Source organism: Winkia neuii subsp. neuii DSM 8576 (assembly GCF_000420405.1).
GTDB lineage: Bacteria > Actinomycetota > Actinomycetes > Actinomycetales > Actinomycetaceae > Winkia > Winkia neuii.
Genome location: NZ_ATUW01000003.1, coordinates 216,937 through 235,356 on the forward strand (window position 1 = coordinate 216,937; position 18,420 = coordinate 235,356).

Consider the following 18,420-nt stretch of genomic DNA (forward strand, 5'->3'; position numbering starts at 1 on the left):
GAGAGACCTACCGACGTTGTGACGGCACAGGGACATTGTATGCGATTTTGGCTTCCCTGCACACCGGTTTAGAACATTGTTAGCCCTAAGTAGCGTTTATAGGTACCCTTGGAACTGCGCCAAATGGGCGCACACGTAAGCTATTAGTTCACACCGAGGAGGCCGCCAGGCGATGGCGCGTCGTGCATATTCAAGGCCCGCTGGCCGCATTCGCGCACTTGAGGTGCCTAAAGACGCCATCGAAGAGCCCCCTTCGTTAGACTTTTCCCGTACCGACAATGCCACCTCAGCCGACGTATCCACCTCGTTCGGGAGGATCAAGCTTTACGTTGACAAAGTTGCTAAACAATCCCCGGCACGCTTAGCGATTCTTACCTTTTTAACCATCATCGCGGTGGTTACTGTCGCCCTCGAACTGCCCTTCGCCACCCAGAGCGGGCACCGCGCCCCCTTTGTTGACGCGCTCTTCACGGGCACCTCCGCGGTATGTGTGACAGGTCTAACAACTGTGAATACTGCCTCTTACTGGTCAGTATTTGGTCAAGCCGTCATCTTAGTGGCGATCAAAGTTGGCGGCCTGGGAGTGATGACTCTCGCTTCGATCTTGGCCCTGGCAGTATCCCGTCACATCGGGCTCACCCAGCGCATGTTGGCTGCAACCGAGACCAAAACAGACTCGCTAGGGGCGGTAGGTTCATTAGTCAAAGCTGTAGTCGTCACTTCTTTCACCATGGAAGGGCTGCTGTTCATAATCATGCTGCCCCGTTTTGTGATGCTAGGCGAAAACTTTAAAACGGCCGTGTGGCACTCGTTCTTCATGGCAATATCGGCTTTCAACAACGCCGGATTCGTAGTTTTGCCCGAGGGGATGAACGCCTACTTTGCTGACTGGTGGATAATGATGCCCATAATCGTAGGCATGTTTGTGGGCGCCCTAGGCTTTCCCGTGACTTTAGACATAGCCCGCAGGTGGCGCAATCCCAGGCTGTGGACCTTGCACACTAAGATGACGTTGACCACCTACGTGCTGCTAATCATCGGGGCGGCAGCCATCTTGGGGGCCTCCGAATGGGACAATCCCCAAACGCTGCAACCCATGCCCCCACACGCCAAAATGCTCACCTCGCTGCTGTTGGGTGTCAACTCGCGCTCGTTAGGCATATCTACAATCAACGTTGCCGACGAGACCAGCGCCACCTGGTTCTTACAAGATATTTTGATGTTCATTGGCGGCGGGTCAGCCTCTACGGCAGGCGGCATCAAGGTAACCACCCTGGCTGTTATGGTGCTGGCAATTGTTGCCGAGGCTCGAGGCGATCGCGACATCGAGGCTTTTGGCCGTCGCATTCCCCCGCAGACCGTGCGCCTTTCGGTGGCCGTGGTTTCGATCGGCTCACTACTCGTTGCAATCTCGATCTTCGGCCTGCTCGTCTTCACCAACTTTTCGCTAGACGAAATCAGCTTCGAAGTGATCTCGGCCTTCGCCACGGTGGGGTTATCTACTGGGATCACCCCCCTGTTACCAGCGGCTGGCAAATACCTTTTAACTGCACTAATGTTTTCTGGGCGCATGGGCACTATGACCGTGGCGGCCGCCCTCGCCCTGCGCGAACGCCGCCGGGTGATCCGGATGCCAGAAGAGCGTCCGGCAATTGGTTAAAGACGGGTTTAGGATAAAGGCATGGCTAAAAAGGACGCCCCCGAGGCATCGGCAACTTTAGTAATTGGTTTGGGTCGCTTCGGCTCGGCAGTCTCGGCCACACTTGACTCACTGGGGCGCGAGATTTTGGCTGTCGAAAAGGATCCCACCATAGTCCAACGTTGGCAGGGCCGCCTGCCCCTAGTGGAAGCCGACGCCTCTAATATGGAGGCGCTAGAACAGCTGGGGGCTCGCGAGTTCCAAAACGCAGTAGTTGGGGTGGGTACCTCACTAGAGGCCTCCGTACTTATTACTGCGAACCTAGTAGACATTGGCATGCCCTCCATTTGGGCCAAGGCTACCTCGCGCGAACATGGGCGCATTCTAAAGCGCATTGGCGCCCACCACGTGGTCTACCCCGAATTCGATGCAGGCCAGCGCACCGCCCACCTGGTTAGCGGCCGCATGCTCGACTACATCGAGATGGACCGCAAGGGCTTTTCAATCGTAAAGATGCGCCCCCCGCAGGAATGCTACGGCTTCACTCTGGACGAGCTAGACATCCGAGCCCGCTTTGGCGTGGTAATCCTGGGCGTAATGAGCCCGGGGCAGCCCTTCGAATATGCCACCGCCCAAACGCGCATCGACAAAAACGACATCATCATTGTTTCCGGGGACGCCGAGCTACTGGAACGCTTCGCTGAACGCCCCTAACCTCATCTGTGGGTGGGGCGCGTTAGATTTCTGGTATGGCCAAAAATAAGACTCTTTACCGCTGCAGCGAATGTGGGTGGACCTCTGCCAAGTGGGTTGGCCAATGCCGCCAATGTGAACAGTGGGGCACAGTCGACGAGGTCGGGGCCGCCCCGGCTGGAACCAAGTCTGCTGCCACGGCGCCGCGCCAGCAGGCGTTGCCAATTGAGCAAGTCGACATCACTTCGGCCACTGCCCGCCCCAGTGGGGTGAGCGAATTGGACCGAGTACTAGGCGGCGGGATCGTACCTGGCGCAGTCGTGCTGATGGCGGGGGAACCTGGGGTTGGCAAATCCACTTTGTTGCTCGACGTGGCGGCTAAGGCTGCCAGGCAGTCCCGTGCCGAGGGAGGTGGGAAGGTCCTGTACATTACCGGCGAAGAATCAGCTTCTCAGGTACGTTTGCGTGCCGAGCGCATTGGAGCTTTAGATCCCTCCCTGCTACTGGCTTCTGAAACTGACCTGGGTACGGTTCTGGGGCATATCGAGCAGAATTCGCCCTCGTTGGTGGTTGCCGACTCAGTACAAACCTTTGCTTCAGCCCAAATTGAAGGTTCCCCCGGCGGGGTAGCCCAGGTGCGCGAGGTTACCGCCGCGCTAATTCAGGCCGCAAAATCCCGCAATATCCCCGTCCTGCTAGTGGGGCACGTAACCAAGGACGGAGGTATTGCTGGCCCGCGCATTTTGGAGCACTTAGTCGATGTGGTCTGCCAGTTCGAGGGCGACCGCCACTCCAGGTTGCGCCTGTTGCGGGCCGTAAAAAACAGGTACGGCCCCACTGACGAGGTGGGCTGTTTTGAATTGGGCGAACGCGGCATTGTGGGCCTAGAAGATCCCTCTGGCCTGTTCTTGTCCCAGGACAGGCAGGCGGTTCCAGGCACGTGCGCTACGGTCTCTTTAGCTGGCCGCCGTCCTCTGCCCACCGAGGTGCAGGCGCTGGTGGCCCCCTCCGTTTCCGGGGGCTCGCCCAGGCGGGCAGCGGTGGGGCTAGATCGCTCCCGCGTGGCAATGACATTGGCGGTTTTGCAGGCTCGATTAGGTTTGGACTTAACCCACCAAGACGTCTACGTGTCTACGGTGGGTGGGGCAAAAACTGCCGAACCGGCAATTGACCTGCCAACCGCTTTGGCGGTGGTTTCTGCTTCTACCGGGCGGGTTGCCGATCCCCATCTAATCGCCTGCGGGGAGGTGTCCCTAACCGGCGAACTACGGGCATGCGTGGGGCTGCAGCGGCGTCTTGGCGAGGCCGCCCGGCTGGGTTTCCAGCTGGCGATTGTGCCCGCCCAGGGGGCAGAAGAGCTGGCGGCACCAAAAAATATGCGCTTGCTTCCCGTAGCGAACGTGGCCCAGGCGGTTGGGGCGGCGTTGCCACCGAGCCATTCCTAAGCGGTAGGGTTACTGGCCCTGCGGGGTTTCTTGGCTCTGAGGGGCCGGCGCGCCCTCAAAAGTAACTATCGACTGTTCCCCTGGGAATTCCTTGTTCCCAAAGACGGGAATGAGCTTGTAGGTGCCAGCTTGGGCTGAGCCGGTTGCAGCACATTTTTTGTCGGCTGTACTCCCATCCCAGGCTAGAGTCTTTTGCCAGGTTTGATTCTTGTCGAGCAACAGGGTTTTCTTGGGAAGATCCTTGTTGCACGGCAGCGAAAAGTAAGTGTCTTGGTCACCGCTTTTTATGTGAACTCCCACCTTCGCGAAGGAACCGTCCGCTATGCAGGGGGTCTCGCCGGTGTTCTTGACCGACATCTGCAGCCCAACTTCGCTACCTACCTGGTAGACGGTTTGTTCTGGAGAAACCCTAATTTCTAAATTCTTCAGCTGACAGTCTTTTGGCATGTACACCTGCGCCTGCGATTTCGCCTTTGCGGCGGCTTTTTGGGCGTCCTCGGCGAGCTTTCCCTTAGCCCACATCCAAACGTAGACGCCCCCGGCTAGCAGAGCTATGAGTATGGCCAAAGCCACCAGGCGGCGCACCCAGAACTGTTGGCGGGTAGGGCGCCGGCGTTGCCGAGGTGCCCCCGCAGGCCGGTTAGTTTGCCGCCGTGGGGAGGGGCGGCGGCCCCTGTTTGTGCTAGAGCCAGCGTTCTTTCTTGGTTTCGAGGTCGTTTTGCGGTTGCGTTTGGGCTGGCTCATATAGAAGACGGTACCGGCCCTGCCAGCGCGCGCCCACCTGGCGCGCCGAACGAAGGCGTTTAGGCGGGTTGGGCGCCGCGCGGACGCGACGTTTTCGAATCGTCGTCATCATCGTCGTCGTCAATGCGGCACCAATGTTGCACTAGTAGGCCCACCCCTAAAAAGGCCAGCGCTGCAACTAGCGCCACCGCAGAACTGATAGCCGCACTGTCGCGGTGGGCCCCCAACTGGGTGAGGGCGACGGCAATGCCCGTTGCGGCAAACCCGGCTAAAGCGGACCCAAAAATTGCCGCACTCTGAGCCATAAGGGCAATATTGGCGGCCATGATTGGACTCATGTGCGATTTCTTTTTGCGGTAGGCAAGAACCCTGCGGCCCGCCCAGAACAGAGCCAACGCCATGACGGCAATGACTCCCCCGACGATCGGGTGCAGGCTGGGAGGCAGCTCCCCTACAGCCAGCAGTACTGCCGACAGGACGAGGTTTAGCGCCGCTCCCCCAACTGCCAGGAGCGCTAGCGCCCACCATTTCAGCTGTACCACTAGTTTTCAGTTTCCTTACGAACCGGAGACGGGGTGGGTTCCCGCCGCAAAAATTCCCACATTTGCCTGACCCAACTGACCTTTTTGGCGGTTTTGGCCCTAGTGGGCGCCCCTTCCTGGGCGGGGCTAGCCCCGTCGTCGTCCACAACCCGGATGGTCTGGTTTCCCCGAACTACGGCTTCCCACGAGGGCAGGGGTACCGTGCCCGTGAAGGGGGCAGGTTCACTGTTTCCAGCCGCAGCCTCGACTACGTCCAGCCAGTTTTCCCACACGTGCTTAATGCCGCCCCGATCGGGGGCAAGGCGCGCTAGGTCTGCTACCTGCTGGTTTTTCAACACTGCGTTCGGATCCATGAGCGACCAGGGCACGAGCACGAAGGCACGCTGGTGGGCGCGTGGGTGGGGCAAGGTTAGCGCCGGGTCCTGGCTAACGATTCCATCGATCGTGACGATGTCTATATCCAGCGTGCGCGGCCCCCAATGCTCGGTGCGCACGCGCCCGTGACTATTTTCGATTCGCGCGCACTCGTCCAGCAGCTCGCGAGGCGAGAGCGTGGTAGTAATTTCAAGTACCGCATTCAGATAGTCGGGCTGAGCCTTCTGCTCTGGGTCAATTACCGCAGCACTGCGCACCAGTGGCGAAACCCTTACCAGGTTTATTCCAGGAACCTTTTCAAGGTCGGCCACCGCCCGCCGCAACGTGACGACCGGGTCGGCAAGGTTGGCCCCCAGAGCCAAAACCGCCCCGCGGGCGTGTCCAGCTTGTTCTAAGGCTCCCTGGCCTGGCGCTGGAATCGACTCGGTAGCTTTGTCTAGGTCCGGCGGAAGTGGGGCAGCCTCCCCGTTAGGCAGGTCGCCGCCCTCGGCCGCAGCAAGGTCGGTGATCACCTGGTCCGTTTGAGCCCCGCGCCAAATGGTGACCGTTACGTCTTTTGCTTGAGCCTCGATCGGGGCCTCCGGCTTGTGGATGCGCACCCGGGTGGCGGCCGCACCTGATTCGAGGGCCACTCGCGCTACGTGTTCTGCTACCTGTTCTATAAGGTTCGAGGGCGGACCTGCGAGCACCGCCCGCACCTTTTCGGCAAGCACCGAATAGTCGATCGTGTTTTCTAAAGCGTCCGTGCTGCCCGCCCTTTTGGTGGAGGTAAATACGTCCACGTCGGCTGTAAAAGTCTGGCCCGTTTGCCGTTCGAAGTCGTAGACGCCGTGTTTTCCGAGGGCGGTAATGCCTACCAGCGAGATGCAATCTTTGGGAGCGCTCATTGCTTCCCCTCTAGCTCGCTCATCAGGTCGAGGGCGGCGCGAGTGCGGGCCACATCGTGTACGCGCACCCCCCACGCCCCACTGGCGCTGGCGAGGGCGGAAGTCGCCGCCGTAACCAGGTCCCGCTCGTGCGCCTTTATGTTGCCCCGGTTGGCCGGCGCCTGGGTGCCGGCAGGGACCGCGCTCTCTAAAAAGCGTTTGCGAGACGTGCCGATGAGTACTTTTCCGCAGGGGCTGGCGGAGGCTAATTCGGCGGTGGCACCGAGCAGGGACCAGGATTGGGCGGGAGTTTTAGCGAACCCCAGGCCCGGATCCCAGATGATTCGGGAGGGCGAGACGCCGGCGCGAATAAATTTGTCGGTGTTTAGGCGCAGCTCGTCGATTACTGTGGGCACTACGCCTTCGGGATAGCTGGCGAGTTGGTCCATTGTGTCGGGGGTTCCGCGCATGTGTTGCAGTATGTAGTCGCAATCGGAGTCGGCAATTACCGAGACCATGTCTGGGTCGTAGGCTCCGCCCGAGATGTCGTTTATTATCTGCGCCCCTAGATCCAGCACGTATTCGGCAGTGGCAGCGTGAATTGTGTCGACCGAAACGGTAATGCCCGAGCTCACGAGTTCTTGGACTACCTGCCCGACGCGCCTAATTTCCTCGGTGGGGCTGATGCGGGTTGATCCTGGCCGCGTAGATTCGCCACCCACGTCAATGAGGTCGGCACCTACGCGCACCGCATTCTTGGCGTATTCGATTGCCTCTTGGGGACGCTGGTGGTCGCCACCGTCCGAAAAGGAATCGGGAGTTACGTTGCAGACCGCCATCAACAAGGTTTTCATACTGGAGCTACTCACCCTTTAACCCTAGCGAAAACAGACAATCTTCGGAGTAGTCGACGCGGGCGCGGACTCAAAACCGAAGTCCCATCGGCAAATCATGGCAAATCCTGTTTTAGCTCTTATTTGGGACAACAATTTCGCGAGATTAAAATTACTTAACTCAGCAACTAAATCTTCTCCCTCTCACCCTAGCCGGGAATCTCACAAAGGCCTACAACTAGCACCTTCGCATAAGAATGCGAGTTAGCCATACCACAAAGAAGCAGTTGCGCATGGGCTTTTACGGCAAATTTGCAAAAGTGGTGCTCGCAACACATTAAACCCTGTATGACCTGCATGTTTTACATCTTTTTTACGCACCATATCCCATTTGATCAGCAGTTATCACCTGCAGCTTTGACCGACTTTAGTCCTTTGCGAATCGGGTTACAGATGTAAAACTGGGATCGGCGTAACACGGTTCTACAGTCGTGTTTGCTCTGACGGCATTGAATGTTGTCAGCAGATTTTAATACTTACTTCAGAAGGGGTGAGTTCTTTGGCCAAACAGGGCAAAGTAGCGCTTAGCTCTACACTGTTTGAGATAGAGAATGAATTCGTTCCGACCGACCGCGAAGTGGTCTGCGTCGAGGACACCGACTACACCGATGTATCTGTAGTCATTTTAGACGAGGAAGATCTAGGAAACGGGACTCTCCAGCGGATTACCGACACTGGCTGGGGGATCCCGGTATTCTCCGTTGCTGGCGACAAGAGCCCTGAATCCTTCGAAGGCATTTACGGCGTTATTTCGCCCGATGCTGGCCAGGCCGAATTCTACGGTCGCAAGATCGAAGAGGCTGCCCGCAAGTACGACGACAAGGTCCTGCCTCCGTTCTTCGGCTCGCTCGTGAAGTACCACGAAAAAGGCTTCACCGCCTTTGACTGCCCCGGACACCAGGGTGGCCAGTTCTACCGCAAGCACCCCGCCGGGCGCCGTTTCTTCGACTTCTACGGCGACAACGTCTTCCGCACCGACCTTTGCAACGCCGACGTTTCAATGGGCGACTTGCTGATCCACGATGGCCCGCCGGCTGCCGCAACTCAGAACGCTGCCAAGATTTTCAACGCTGACAATACTTGGTTCATTCTGAACGGTACTTCCGCCTCTAACCAGGTGGTGCTGAACGCCCTGCTCACTCCCGGTGACATGGTTTTGTTCGACCGCAACAACCACAAGTCCGTCCACCTGGGTGCTCTAACCCAGGCCGGTGCCGATCCCGTTTACCTCGAGACCGGGCGCAACGCCTTCGGCCTCATCGGCGGTATCGATTCGCACTGCTTCGACGAGGATTACCTGCGCGAGCGCGTAGCTAAGGTAAACCCCGACAAGAAGGACGAAAAGCGTCCGTTCCGCCTCGCTGTCATTCAGCTGGGCACCTACGACGGCACCATTTACAACGCCCGCCAGGTTGTCGACAAGATTGGCCACCTGTGCGACTACATTCTGTTCGACTCCGCTTGGGTCGGCTACGAACAGTGGATTCCTATGATGGCTCCCTGCTCGCCGATGAAGCTGGAACTTGGACCAGAAGATCCGGGCATCATCGTCACCCAGTCTGTACACAAGCAGCAGGCTGGCTTCTCGCAGGCCTCGCAGATCCACAAGAAGGATTCGCACATCAAGGGCCAGGACCGCTACGTCAACTTCGACCAGTTCAACGCGTCCTACATGATGCACGCCTCCACCAGCCCCTACTACCCGCTGTTCGCATCCTTGGACGTCAACGCCCAGATGCACGCCAACGGCAACGGCGAGAAACTGTGGGCTGACGCGGTTCGCGTGGGTATCGAGACCCGCAAGATGATCCTGCGGAACTGCCATCTGATCAAGCCGTTCGTGCCGCCGACTGTAGATGGCAAGCCTTGGGAGGACGCAGACACCGAGGAGATCGCTAAGGAACGCAAGTACTTCGAATTTGTTCCCGGCGAATCCTGGCACGGCTTCGATTCTTACGAGAAGGGGCAGTACTTCGTCGACCCGATGAAGCTGCTGCTTACCACTCCCGGCCTGATCAACAAGACCGGCGGCTTTGAGTACGAGGACTTCGGCATTCCTGCCAACATCCTCTGCTACTACCTGCGTACCCAGAATTTCATTCCGGAAAAGAACGACCTCAACTCGATTCTGTTCCTGATGACTCCGGCAGAAACCCTCTCCAAGATGGAGGATTTGGTTTCCGCTCTGGTCCGTTTCGAGAAGCTAGTTGACGAGGACGCCCCGCTGGCCGAGGTGCTGCCCGACATTTACGCCGCCAACCACGAGCGCTACGAGGGCTACACCATTCGCCAGCTTTGCCAGGAGATGCACGACTTCTACAAGGATCGCACCGTTGCCCAGCTGCAGAAGGACATGTTCCGCGAGGAACACTTCCCCGAGGTTGCTACCAGCACCCAGCAGGCAAACTTCGCGTTCCTACGCGGGCAGATCGACTTCATTCCGATCGAAGAGGCCGAAGGCCGCGTCGCTGCCGAGGGCGCTCTGCCCTACCCTCCGGGCATCATCTGTGTTGCTCCGGGCGAGGTATGGTCCGACACCCAGCTCAAGTACTTCATGGCCCTTGAGGAAGGCATCAACGTGCTCCCCGGTTTCGCTCCCGAACTCCAGGGTGTCCACATGGTCACCGAGGAAGACGGACGCCAGCGCGCTTACGGCTACGTGCTGAAGGAAGAAGCACTCAAAGAAAACTAAGGCAACCCTTTTAGTACTCTCATCTCGCAGACACAAGGAAATATATGTCAGACACTAAAAGCGCTCCTGATAAGAAGCGCATGAGCGTAGTGCAGCTGACGGTGCTCACCATGGTTAACATGATGGGCTCTGGCATCATTATGCTCCCCACTAAGCTGGCCCAGGTCGGTACGATCTCGATTCTTTCGTGGATCATTACTGCTGGTGGCGCGACTTTGCTGGCGTACGCGTTCGCGAAGGCGGGCCGCTACACCAAGAAGCCGGGCGGCATGGGCGGCTACGCAGAATACACATTTGGTAAGTCAGGTAACTTCCTAACTAACTTCGCCTACTTCATTTCGCTAGTGATCGCTAACATCGCAATCGCCATTTCGGCGGTTGGCTACGCCCTCAGCCTGTTCCAGGTTGACACTGGCAACATGGACAAAGGCCCGCTGCTAGTTGGCGTTCTTACCATCGTGACGCTTTGGCTAGCCACCGTTTTGAACTTCGGTGGTGCCCGCATTACCGGCCAGCTTTCGACGTTCACTATCTGGGGCGTGATCATTCCCGTCGTAGGTATTTCGATCATCGGCTGGTTCTGGTTCAGCGGCCACATGTGGGTTGACGCTTGGAACCCGCACCACATGGGTACCTTCCCCGCGATCAGCGCCTCTATCGCAATGACCCTGTGGGGCTTCTTGGGAATCGAGTCGGCGTCGGCCAACTCCGACTCCGTCGAGAACCCCGAGAAGAACGTGCCCCTGGCAGTTCTTGGTGGCTGCCTGGGTGCGGCCGCGATGTACATCGTGTCCACCAACGTCATGTTCGGCATTGTCGACTATAAGGACCTTGCTAACTCCAATGGCCCGTTCGGCCTCGCGTTCTCGCAGATGTTCAACCCGACCATCGGCAAGATCGTGCTGGCAATGATGGTGATCTCGTGCTTCGGCTCCCTGCTGGGCTGGCAGTTCACCATTGCCCAGGTGGCCCGTTCGCTGGCTCTGGAAGGTATGATGCCGAAGGCCTTCACCAAGGTCACCAAGGCAAACGCCCCTATCGTTGGCATGGTCATTATTACTATCGCCCAGACTCTGCTTTCGCTGATGACAATCAGCCCAAGCTTGTCCGAGCAGTTCGAGGTACTGGTAAATCTTGCGGTCATCACAAACGTGGTCCCCTACATCCTTTGCATGGGTTCACTGATGGTTATGCAGAAGGTTGCCAACGTACCGAAGCGCGAGGCACGCGTTACCAATACCATCGCGATTATCGCCGGCATTTACAGCTGCTACGCGCTCTACACTGCGGGCGAGTCTGCGATGATGGGCGGCGCCCTAGTCTTCTTCTTCAGCTTCTTGCTGTTCGGCCTGGCTGCTCCTAAGGTCATGGACCTGAAGGGCTACAAGCACGAAGTAGACGAAAACTCTAGGCTGTCTGACCACTACTCTGCCGATAAGGACGATCTGCTCACAAGCGGTTCTTCCAAGGTAGAGGGCGAGCCAGAAGCTCTGTAGGCTTAGCCTAAACCACAAGAGTGTGGCGTGGCGGCTCCTGCCGTCACGCCACACTCTTCATCTGTGGCCCGCATAAATAACACGTCAATATTCCATCTTTTCCCCCACGAAAGCACCCGTAGATGTTTCCCACCCCCCTCAGATCCGCCGGCACACTTCTGCCCAGCTTGGGGCTGATTTTAGCCACCTCAATTTGGGGCTCCATGTTCTTTATGATCAAGAAAGTAACCACCGAGTTGCCGGTGTTTGACTTTCTGGGCTGGCGCTTCGTGCTCACAGCGGTCTTCACCTTCTTGATATTTCGCCGGCGAGTCCTGTGGGCTTCTAAAACGGCCTGGTGGTACGGGCTGGCGCTAGCCTGCCTCTACGTGGGAGCCCAGTACCTGGAATCGATAGGGCTGGCGTCAGTAGATGCTTCCGTATCCGGTTTCATAACCGGCATGTACGCGGTGATAACTCCAGTTTTGCTACTCCTCATGTACAGGCAGCCCCCCAAGCCCATAGTTATCTACACCTCTGCGGTAGCTACCCTGGGACTGGCGATCTTGTCACTGCGAGGCCTAAGTTTTGGCCTCGGCGAAACCTATACGCTGGCCGGTTCCGTGTGCTACTCGCTGCACATCGTATTGTTAGGTCGCTTTTCCAAGCGAACTGATTCCCAAACATTGGCCTCAACCCAACTCATCATGATGGGCGCGCTGTCGCTGTTGCTTGCAGCGCCCGGGGGAATACAGGTACCTAAGACGGCCTTCACGTGGTTCGCCCTGTTTTATATGGCTCTGCTGGGCGGATCACTGGCCATGCTCTTACAGACCTGGGCCCAGTCGCGCATCAGCCAGACCAGGGTCGCAATCATCATGACCTGCGAGCCAGTATTCGCCGCCGTCACGGCAATTATTTTCGGAGGAGAACCACTCACCTTGCGCCTAGTAATCGGCGGAGGCCTGATCGTGGCAGCAATTTTAGCTTCAGAACTCACCTCAGCCCGAAAAGCAAAAACCCGTGCGCGCGTCGAGAGCAAAAGCTAGCCGAACGCCCGCCCCCCCGCACGTGCCCCGCTCCACTTCTGTAAAGAACAAACACAGGTGCCGCCGCAGCTGCGCAACCCCGGGGCAAGTAAGTTCTAACCGGTAATGAGCCGCAAAACTTCGGCTCTGGTAGCCTGGTTCCTGCGCATCTGCCCGCGCAAAGCTGAAGTCACAGTCTTAGCCCCGGGCTTTTTAATACCTCTCATGGTCATGCACAGGTGCTCGCCCTCTAAAACTACCGCTACCCCGGCAGCGTGCAGCTTCTGGGAAAGGGCGTCGGCAATCTGGGCAGTAAGACGTTCTTGCACCTGAGGTTTGCGGGCAAAGCCCTCGACACACCTAGCAATTTTGGACAAACCGGTAACCTTGCCGTGAGCGGGCAAATACGCCACATTTGCCATCCCAAAGAACGGCAGCAGGTGGTGCTCACACACTGAGTAGAAGGGGATGTCGCGAATCAGCACAATCTCGTCAGTGCCAACCTCGAATTGTTTCTGGAGGTGTTCGGAAGGATCCTCGTGCAACCCCACCGACAGTTCCTTCCACGCCCTGGCAACCCTGTCGGGAGTTTCTTCTAATCCAGGACGGGAAGGATCCTCCCCTATCGCACACAGCAGCTCGTAAGCTGCTCTGCGCGCGCGCTCGTAATCGAATTCTCTACTCATTACCGTATTTCGCCAGCTGAAACTATTTAGTCGACAGCAGAGTCAATCTGCGGGGGAACCGGTTGGCTGGGAGTCTGGGCGTCAGATTCGTTGCCGATCGGATTGCCAAACGTGGCGCCCTCCACAGCAGCGTCCGCGTTGTATGCCCAAGTCTGCCTCTGGGGCTGCTTACGCACGTCAGCGAAGATCTCGTTGAGCTCATTTTCCAGAACAGTTTCCTTATCCAACAGCCTTTCGGCAAGCCGATCGAGGACGTGCCGGTTAGCAGAAAGCACCTGCCAAGCTTCACGGTTAGCCCGTTCCAGGAGTGCCTGCACCTCGTGATCTACGAGGGCGGCGAACTCGCCAGACATGCCAGAGCCCGATGCCATCTCGCGCCCCAAGAACGGCTGCGTGTCCTCGGAACCGAGTTTGATGGTGCCCACCTTCGAAGACATCCCGTAGTCGGTGACCATCTTGCGAGCAGTCTGGGTGGCCTTGTCAATATCGTTGGAGGCGCCCGTCGAAGGATCCTGGAAGATCAGTTCCTCGGCTACGCGCCCGCCCATAGCGTAAACCAATTCGTCGAGCAGCTGGTTGCGAGTCTTCGAATAGCGATCCTCGTTAGGCATCACCATGGTGTAGCCCAAGGCCCGCCCACGCGGCAGAATAGTCACCTTGGTAACCGGATCCGTATAACGCAGCGCAGCCGCCGCCACCGCGTGGCCGCCCTCGTGATAGGCGGTAACCAACTTGTCGTGGGCAAGCATGACCCTGGTGCGCTTTTGGGGCCCCGCAATAACCCTGTCTATTGCCTCGTCTAGAGCCCTCTCGTCTATCAAATCTGCGTTCGAACGGGCGGTTAGCAACGCTGCCTCGTTCAGCACGTTAGCCAAGTCAGCACCCGCAAAACCTGGCGTGCGCTTGGCGATCTGGCGCAAATCCACCGAATCGACCATCGGCTTGTTCTTAGCGTGCACCTTCAAGATCTGGTAGCGGCCGTTGATGTCGGGGGCCTCCACCGAAATCTGCCGGTCAAAACGGCCCGGGCGCAGCAGCGCCGGATCCAGCACGTCCGGACGGTTAGTAGCCGCAATCATTATGACGTTTGTATTCTCGTCGAAACCATCCATCTCGACGAGCAACTGGTTCAGGGTCTGCTCGCGCTCGTCATTGCCGCCCCCCATGCCGGTGCCGCGGTGGCGACCCACAGCGTCAATCTCGTCTACAAAAATAATTGCCGGCGCATTCTGTTTAGCCTGGTCGAACAAATCGCGCACGCGCGAAGCCCCCACGCCCACGTACATTTCAACAAATTCCGAACCCGACATGGTGTAGAACGGCACCCCGGCCTCACCTGCCACAGCCTTGGCAAGCAGAGTCTTGCCGGTGCCCGGAGGGCCATACAACAGCACGCCCTTAGGAATCTTGGCTCCCAGCTGGTGGAACTTGCCCGGGGTAGACAAAAATTCGCGAATCTCTTGCAACTCTTCGACGGCCTCGTCGACACCAGCCACATCAGAAAAACGCACCTTGGGTGCATCCGCATCCTTCATGCGGGCCTTGGACTTGCCAAAGTTCATAATCTTGCCGGCCCCACCCTGCATGCGGGAAGTGAGGAACCAGAAAATCCCCACAAACACGGCAATCATAAGCAGCATCTGCACGATGCCCTGCCACCACGACGGCACCGGGTAAAGCGAGTTGTAGCCCTTGTCCAACTTGGCCTTGGAAACCAGCTCAGACAGCGCCTTCGCCTGCCCATCCGTGTACTGGAACTGCACCTTCTTGGCAGGCTTCGGGGCAGAGGCCATGAAAGAAGAATTCTGCGTGCGCACCTTGGGCTTGTACGCCTTCTTCAGGTTCAAGGTGACCTGGTGCGAACCGTCGTTCACCACAGCCCTAGAAACGGTATCGCCCTTCAGTAACTCCACGCCCTCGGAAGTGTCGATCTCGGCAGGAGCGAAAAGACGCGTTGCCGCCCAAATGATCAACGCGATAATTAAAAGCGGCAAAAACCACGCGAGATAGTTGCGCTTGGGCGCCTTTTTCTTAGCCGTTGCCATTAACTATTCCCTTCAAGATTGACACTATGCACAAAGCCTAGCCGGAAGTCCAAGTGCGAGAACAAAATATGCGCTAGCGGTGAACACTACTGATACACGTGCGGCGCCAGCGTTGCCACGAAGGGCAGATTGCGGTAGCGCTCGGCAAAATCGAGCCCGTAGCCCACCACAAACTTATTGGGAATGTCAAAGCCCACATAGCGCACGTCCAAATCGGCCTTCATGGCTTCCTTTTTGCGTAGGGCGGCAGCGATCTGGACCGAAGCGGCCCCCCTGGCCTTCAAATTAGTTACCAGCCACGAGAGGGTAAGGCCAGAATCAATAATGTCCTCGATAATGAGCACATCGCGGCCCTGAATGTCGGAATCCAAATCCTTCAAAATGCGCACCACGCCCGAGGACTTAGTGCCGGAACCATACGAGGAAACGGCCATCCAATCCATTAGCGTCTCGGTGTGCATTTTGCGCAGCAGGTCGGCAACCACCATAACGGCACCCTTCAGGACGCCAACCACAATTGGCCGTTTGCCCTGGTAGTCTTTGTCAATCTGCGCTGCTAGCTCGGACAGGCGAGCCTGCATTTCATCTTCGGAGATTAGGATTTCTTCGAGGTCCGTGCCCATATCTTTTGCATCCACTCTCCTAATGATAGGCACAAGCGCGCCCGCGTGCGGGCCAGCCGCCGTTTAGTAGAACAAGATCACCTTTGCAGGGTTAGGATTGCCCGTCCGGCCGCGCGCCAGGCCTTCCCTCCGCGCACGTGCGCCGGCCCCTGCCCGTGCCAATCCTGTACCAGAGCGTCCATCGCCTTTAGGTGCGCCGCGGTTAGTTCTGTCATCCCCAGCTGGGCTCCCGCTGCTCTAAGCACCCGCCTGCGCAAGGCCGGAGGAAAACTCTTCAGCTTCTTCGCGTCTAGCTCTACCCGGTCGGGTTCGACGCGGCTAACGGAAGCAAAAATGCGATCTGCCACCTGCTCCAAAGCTTCGTCGTCCTGGCGGGCAAGCACCGCGCTTTTTGCCAGCGCGGGGGCCGCGTCCTTGCCGAGGGCGGCCGCCAACGCAGGCAGCGCACGTTCCCTGAGCGCAGCCCGCCGCAGTGCCTCGCCGGAAGCCGTCTTCCAGGGGCCGTCGGCTTTATTAGACGGATCCAACACGTAGTCAAGGCCCAACCCATGGCAGCATGCCTCAGTGTCGGCCCTGCGCAACTCCAACAGAGGGCGAATCCGCCCGTGCAGGTGGCCCCCCTCAAAACCTTTGCGCATCCCTGCCAGCGAATGGGTACCGGACCCGCGTGCCAAAGATAGCAGGACGCCCTCGGCCTGGTCGTCTAAAGTATGGCCGAGCCAAACCGGGGCCTGCTCGGCTCCCAATTCCCGCCGGGCCTCGCCGAGACCGGCATAGCGCGCCTCCCGAGCGGCCGCCTCTGGGCCGCCCTCTTTGCCAACATTTACCTGCTTGCGCACAGCCTTGTCCGCACCCAGAGAAAGAAGCTTGGCAACTACTGCCTCGGCCTCGCGCGTAGATTCTTCGCGAATCCCGTGGTCAACCGTGACCGTGTACACCTCGTGGCCCGCACGCGAACCGGCATCGATGAGGCAAGCGGCCAGCGCCAACGAGTCGGCACCACCAGAGCACCCCACCACTATCGGCAGGGATGGAGCCAAATCGTCAAAACGCGCCACCGCCTTGCGAATCGCCAAAGATACCGGACGCACCTGCGCATTGGGGGTGGCGCCCACCAGCTCGCTAGCTTTCTTCATAACCTCACTTCAACTCTGCAAATTCGGTTGCCACTGAATCGATCGACTCGACTACCCCACCCGCGCCGGTGTCGTCGTAGCCGTTGACCACAATGGAAAAGGCCAGCGACCGCCCGGAGGCCGTGCGCACGTACCCGCTCAGGGAACGCGCCGAATCGAGCGTGCCAGTCTTAGAACGCACGTTTCCGGTTGCCGCCCCATCCGTCATGCGGTTGTGCAGTGTCCCATCCAAACCCGCTACCGGAAGCAAAGACGGCAGCGAGCGCAGTTGCGGATTCTTAGAAACCGCGGCTTCGCGTAGAACTTTAGCGAGGGCGTGGGGGGTAATTTTGCCTTTGTCAGACAGTCCCGAGCAGTCGCGGATGGGGGCCTCAGCGCTGTCGACGCCCAAATCCGAGATGGCCTCGTGGACCGTTTTCACGGCTGCGGCGAAGGTGGGTTCTTTACCTTGGCGCACCAAGGTGGCGCGGCAGACGGTTTCGGCTAGGGTGTTGTCTGATGGTTTCAGCGTTTCGCGCAGCACGTCGGTGATGGGGGCGCTGCGTACGGAGGCAACTACCTTTGCTCCCTGTGGAGCTTTTGCCTGGACGGGCCCTTCGACGCTGATGCCGGCTCCGGCCAGTTTGTCTTTGAAAGTTTGGGCTGCCCGCGCGGCAGGATCGCTTTGGAGGTCGTGCCGGGAGGTATCTTGGGCGGCGTTCATTCCCAGCCCTTGGATTTTAGTTACGAATTGCTCGTAGCCGTTCCAGTCGGGGCTCAGTTCTTCCTTGCCGAAGGCCGAGGTGTCATACCCCAATTTCACAGAGGCTATCGCTTGTTTCTTGAGGGCGGCCGCGGCTTGGTTTGCGAGGTCGGCAAGGCCGGCGTGCCCATTGGTCAGATCGGGGTTGGACTTGCCGGCCCCCAACATTTCGTCGCCTCCGGCAACCAGCGTCAGCTTATTTCCGTCTAGTACGGCTTTGGTTTCGAAGGTGGTCCCGCCCGGGAGCGTTTTTAAGGCCGTTACGGCTGACAAGATTTTTGTCGAGGACGCGGGCGTGAGTGCCGTGGAGCCGTTCACGTCGGCAAGCACTTTGCCCGTCTGTACGTCTTGCACGGATACTCCTACGCGCAGCCCCGGTTGCTCGCCTGCTTTTTTGACTGTATCGGAGGGGTTTTCTTGTGCGTCTTCGGCTGTGGTGCCGGCTTGGGCGGCGGCGTCGTGGGCGGCCTTCTTTATTTTTCCTGACAGGGATTCAGCCGTTTTCTGAACTTGGGTTGCATCCGGCAGAGGCGCTTGCCCGTCTGGGGTAAAGTCTGGTTCGCCAGCTGTGGCGGTGCGCGCTTTGGGGAGGGCCTGCGGGGTGGGAGGCGGCGGGGACACGGTGAACACGCCGGGCACAATGTCGTAGGCGTCCAGGGCCCCGTAGGTGAGGGAGCCCCCTACAAGCAGAAGTGTGCCGATTGTGGCCGCAGCTACTGTTTTTCGCATCTACTGCCTCGCAGTTCTGTTTCGGGTAACGACCTTTCTTACTGTACCGGTACCATTGGGTTATTAT

15 protein-coding genes are annotated in these 18,420 nt (G+C 58.4%); 6 read left to right on the forward strand and 9 right to left on the reverse strand.

The genetic code is table 11. The features are described from left to right. The first annotated feature begins 172 nt into the window (after nt 1-172). Genes G437_RS0104340 through radA form a run of 3 tightly spaced genes read left to right on the forward strand, consistent with a single transcriptional unit; the run spans nt 173 to nt 3,777 of the window. A complete protein-coding gene (locus G437_RS0104340; protein ID WP_024331362.1) occupies nt 173-1,660 on the forward strand; it encodes a TrkH family potassium uptake protein in 1,488 nt (495 codons plus the stop codon). Between the two features lie 21 nt (nt 1,661-1,681). After that, on the forward strand, nt 1,682-2,353 hold the full coding sequence (locus G437_RS0104345) for a potassium channel family protein (protein ID WP_024331363.1): 672 nt from the start codon (nt 1,682-1,684) through the stop codon (nt 2,351-2,353). Nucleotides 2,354-2,388: 35 nt separating this feature from the next. Then, nucleotides 2,389-3,777 (forward strand): DNA repair protein RadA, encoded by a 1,389-nt coding sequence (gene radA / locus G437_RS0104350; protein ID WP_024331364.1) that lies wholly within the window; start codon nt 2,389-2,391, stop codon nt 3,775-3,777. 9 nt (nt 3,778-3,786) lie between these two features. On the opposite strand, the gene G437_RS0104355 is transcribed toward radA, so the two are convergent. From G437_RS0104355 to folP, 4 genes are read right to left on the reverse strand one after another with little or no spacing between them, the layout of a single operon-like run. Next, the gene (locus G437_RS0104355; protein WP_070454712.1) at nt 3,787-4,521 is read right to left on the reverse strand and encodes a hypothetical protein; all 735 of its coding nucleotides are present in this window, start codon (nt 4,519-4,521) and stop codon (nt 3,787-3,789) included. Nucleotides 4,522-4,580: 59 nt separating this feature from the next. Next, on the reverse strand, nt 4,581-5,063 hold the full coding sequence (locus G437_RS0104360) for a DUF3180 family protein (protein WP_024331366.1): 483 nt from the start codon (nt 5,061-5,063) through the stop codon (nt 4,581-4,583). After that, nucleotides 5,063-6,325: a 2-amino-4-hydroxy-6-hydroxymethyldihydropteridine diphosphokinase gene (gene folK / locus G437_RS0104365; protein ID WP_024331367.1), complete on the reverse strand. Its 1,263-nt coding sequence runs from the start codon at nt 6,323-6,325 to the stop codon at nt 5,063-5,065. Before folK ends, G437_RS0104360 begins: the two co-directional genes overlap by 1 nt. Next, nucleotides 6,322-7,173 carry a dihydropteroate synthase gene (gene folP / locus G437_RS0104370; protein WP_233186746.1) on the reverse strand — a complete coding sequence of 284 codons (852 nt, stop codon included), beginning with the start codon at nt 7,171-7,173 and terminating at the stop codon, nt 6,322-6,324. The genes folK and folP overlap by 4 nt, the downstream gene beginning before the upstream one ends. A gap of 514 nt (nt 7,174-7,687) precedes the next feature. Between folP and speC the strand changes: the two genes are divergently transcribed. The 3 genes from speC to G437_RS0104385 all read left to right on the forward strand — a co-directional run bounded on the left by speC (nt 7,688) and on the right by G437_RS0104385 (nt 12,413). Then, nucleotides 7,688-9,889, forward strand: coding sequence for an ornithine decarboxylase (gene speC, locus G437_RS0104375; protein ID WP_269431440.1), 2,202 nt, complete (start codon nt 7,688-7,690; stop codon nt 9,887-9,889). A 44-nt stretch (nt 9,890-9,933) separates the two neighbouring features. Further along, nucleotides 9,934-11,385, forward strand: a complete 1,452-nt coding sequence (potE, locus tag G437_RS0104380) for a putrescine-ornithine antiporter (protein WP_029769270.1) — start codon at nt 9,934-9,936, stop codon at nt 11,383-11,385. A gap of 122 nt (nt 11,386-11,507) precedes the next feature. Beyond that, a complete protein-coding gene (locus G437_RS0104385) occupies nt 11,508-12,413 on the forward strand; it encodes a DMT family transporter (protein ID WP_024331371.1) in 906 nt (301 codons plus the stop codon). A gap of 95 nt (nt 12,414-12,508) precedes the next feature. On the opposite strand, the gene folE is transcribed toward G437_RS0104385, so the two are convergent. The 5 genes from folE to dacB all read right to left on the reverse strand — a co-directional run bounded on the left by folE (nt 12,509) and on the right by dacB (nt 18,353). Continuing rightward, nucleotides 12,509-13,078 (reverse strand): GTP cyclohydrolase I FolE, encoded by a 570-nt coding sequence (gene folE, locus G437_RS0104390; RefSeq protein ID WP_024331372.1) that lies wholly within the window; start codon nt 13,076-13,078, stop codon nt 12,509-12,511. A gap of 26 nt (nt 13,079-13,104) precedes the next feature. Beyond that, entirely contained in the window at nt 13,105-15,123 is a 2,019-nt protein-coding gene (ftsH, locus tag G437_RS0104395) for an ATP-dependent zinc metalloprotease FtsH (protein ID WP_024331373.1), read from the reverse strand. Between the two features lie 86 nt (nt 15,124-15,209). Beyond that, a complete protein-coding gene (gene hpt, locus G437_RS0104400; RefSeq protein ID WP_024331374.1) occupies nt 15,210-15,761 on the reverse strand; it encodes a hypoxanthine phosphoribosyltransferase in 552 nt (183 codons plus the stop codon). A gap of 62 nt (nt 15,762-15,823) precedes the next feature. After that, nucleotides 15,824-16,882 (reverse strand): tRNA lysidine(34) synthetase TilS, encoded by a 1,059-nt coding sequence (gene tilS / locus G437_RS0104405; RefSeq protein ID WP_051141879.1) that lies wholly within the window; start codon nt 16,880-16,882, stop codon nt 15,824-15,826. A 4-nt stretch (nt 16,883-16,886) separates the two neighbouring features. After that, nucleotides 16,887-18,353: a D-alanyl-D-alanine carboxypeptidase/D-alanyl-D-alanine endopeptidase gene (gene dacB, locus G437_RS0104410; protein WP_024331376.1), complete on the reverse strand. Its 1,467-nt coding sequence runs from the start codon at nt 18,351-18,353 to the stop codon at nt 16,887-16,889. Nucleotides 18,354-18,420 lie beyond the last annotated feature (67 nt).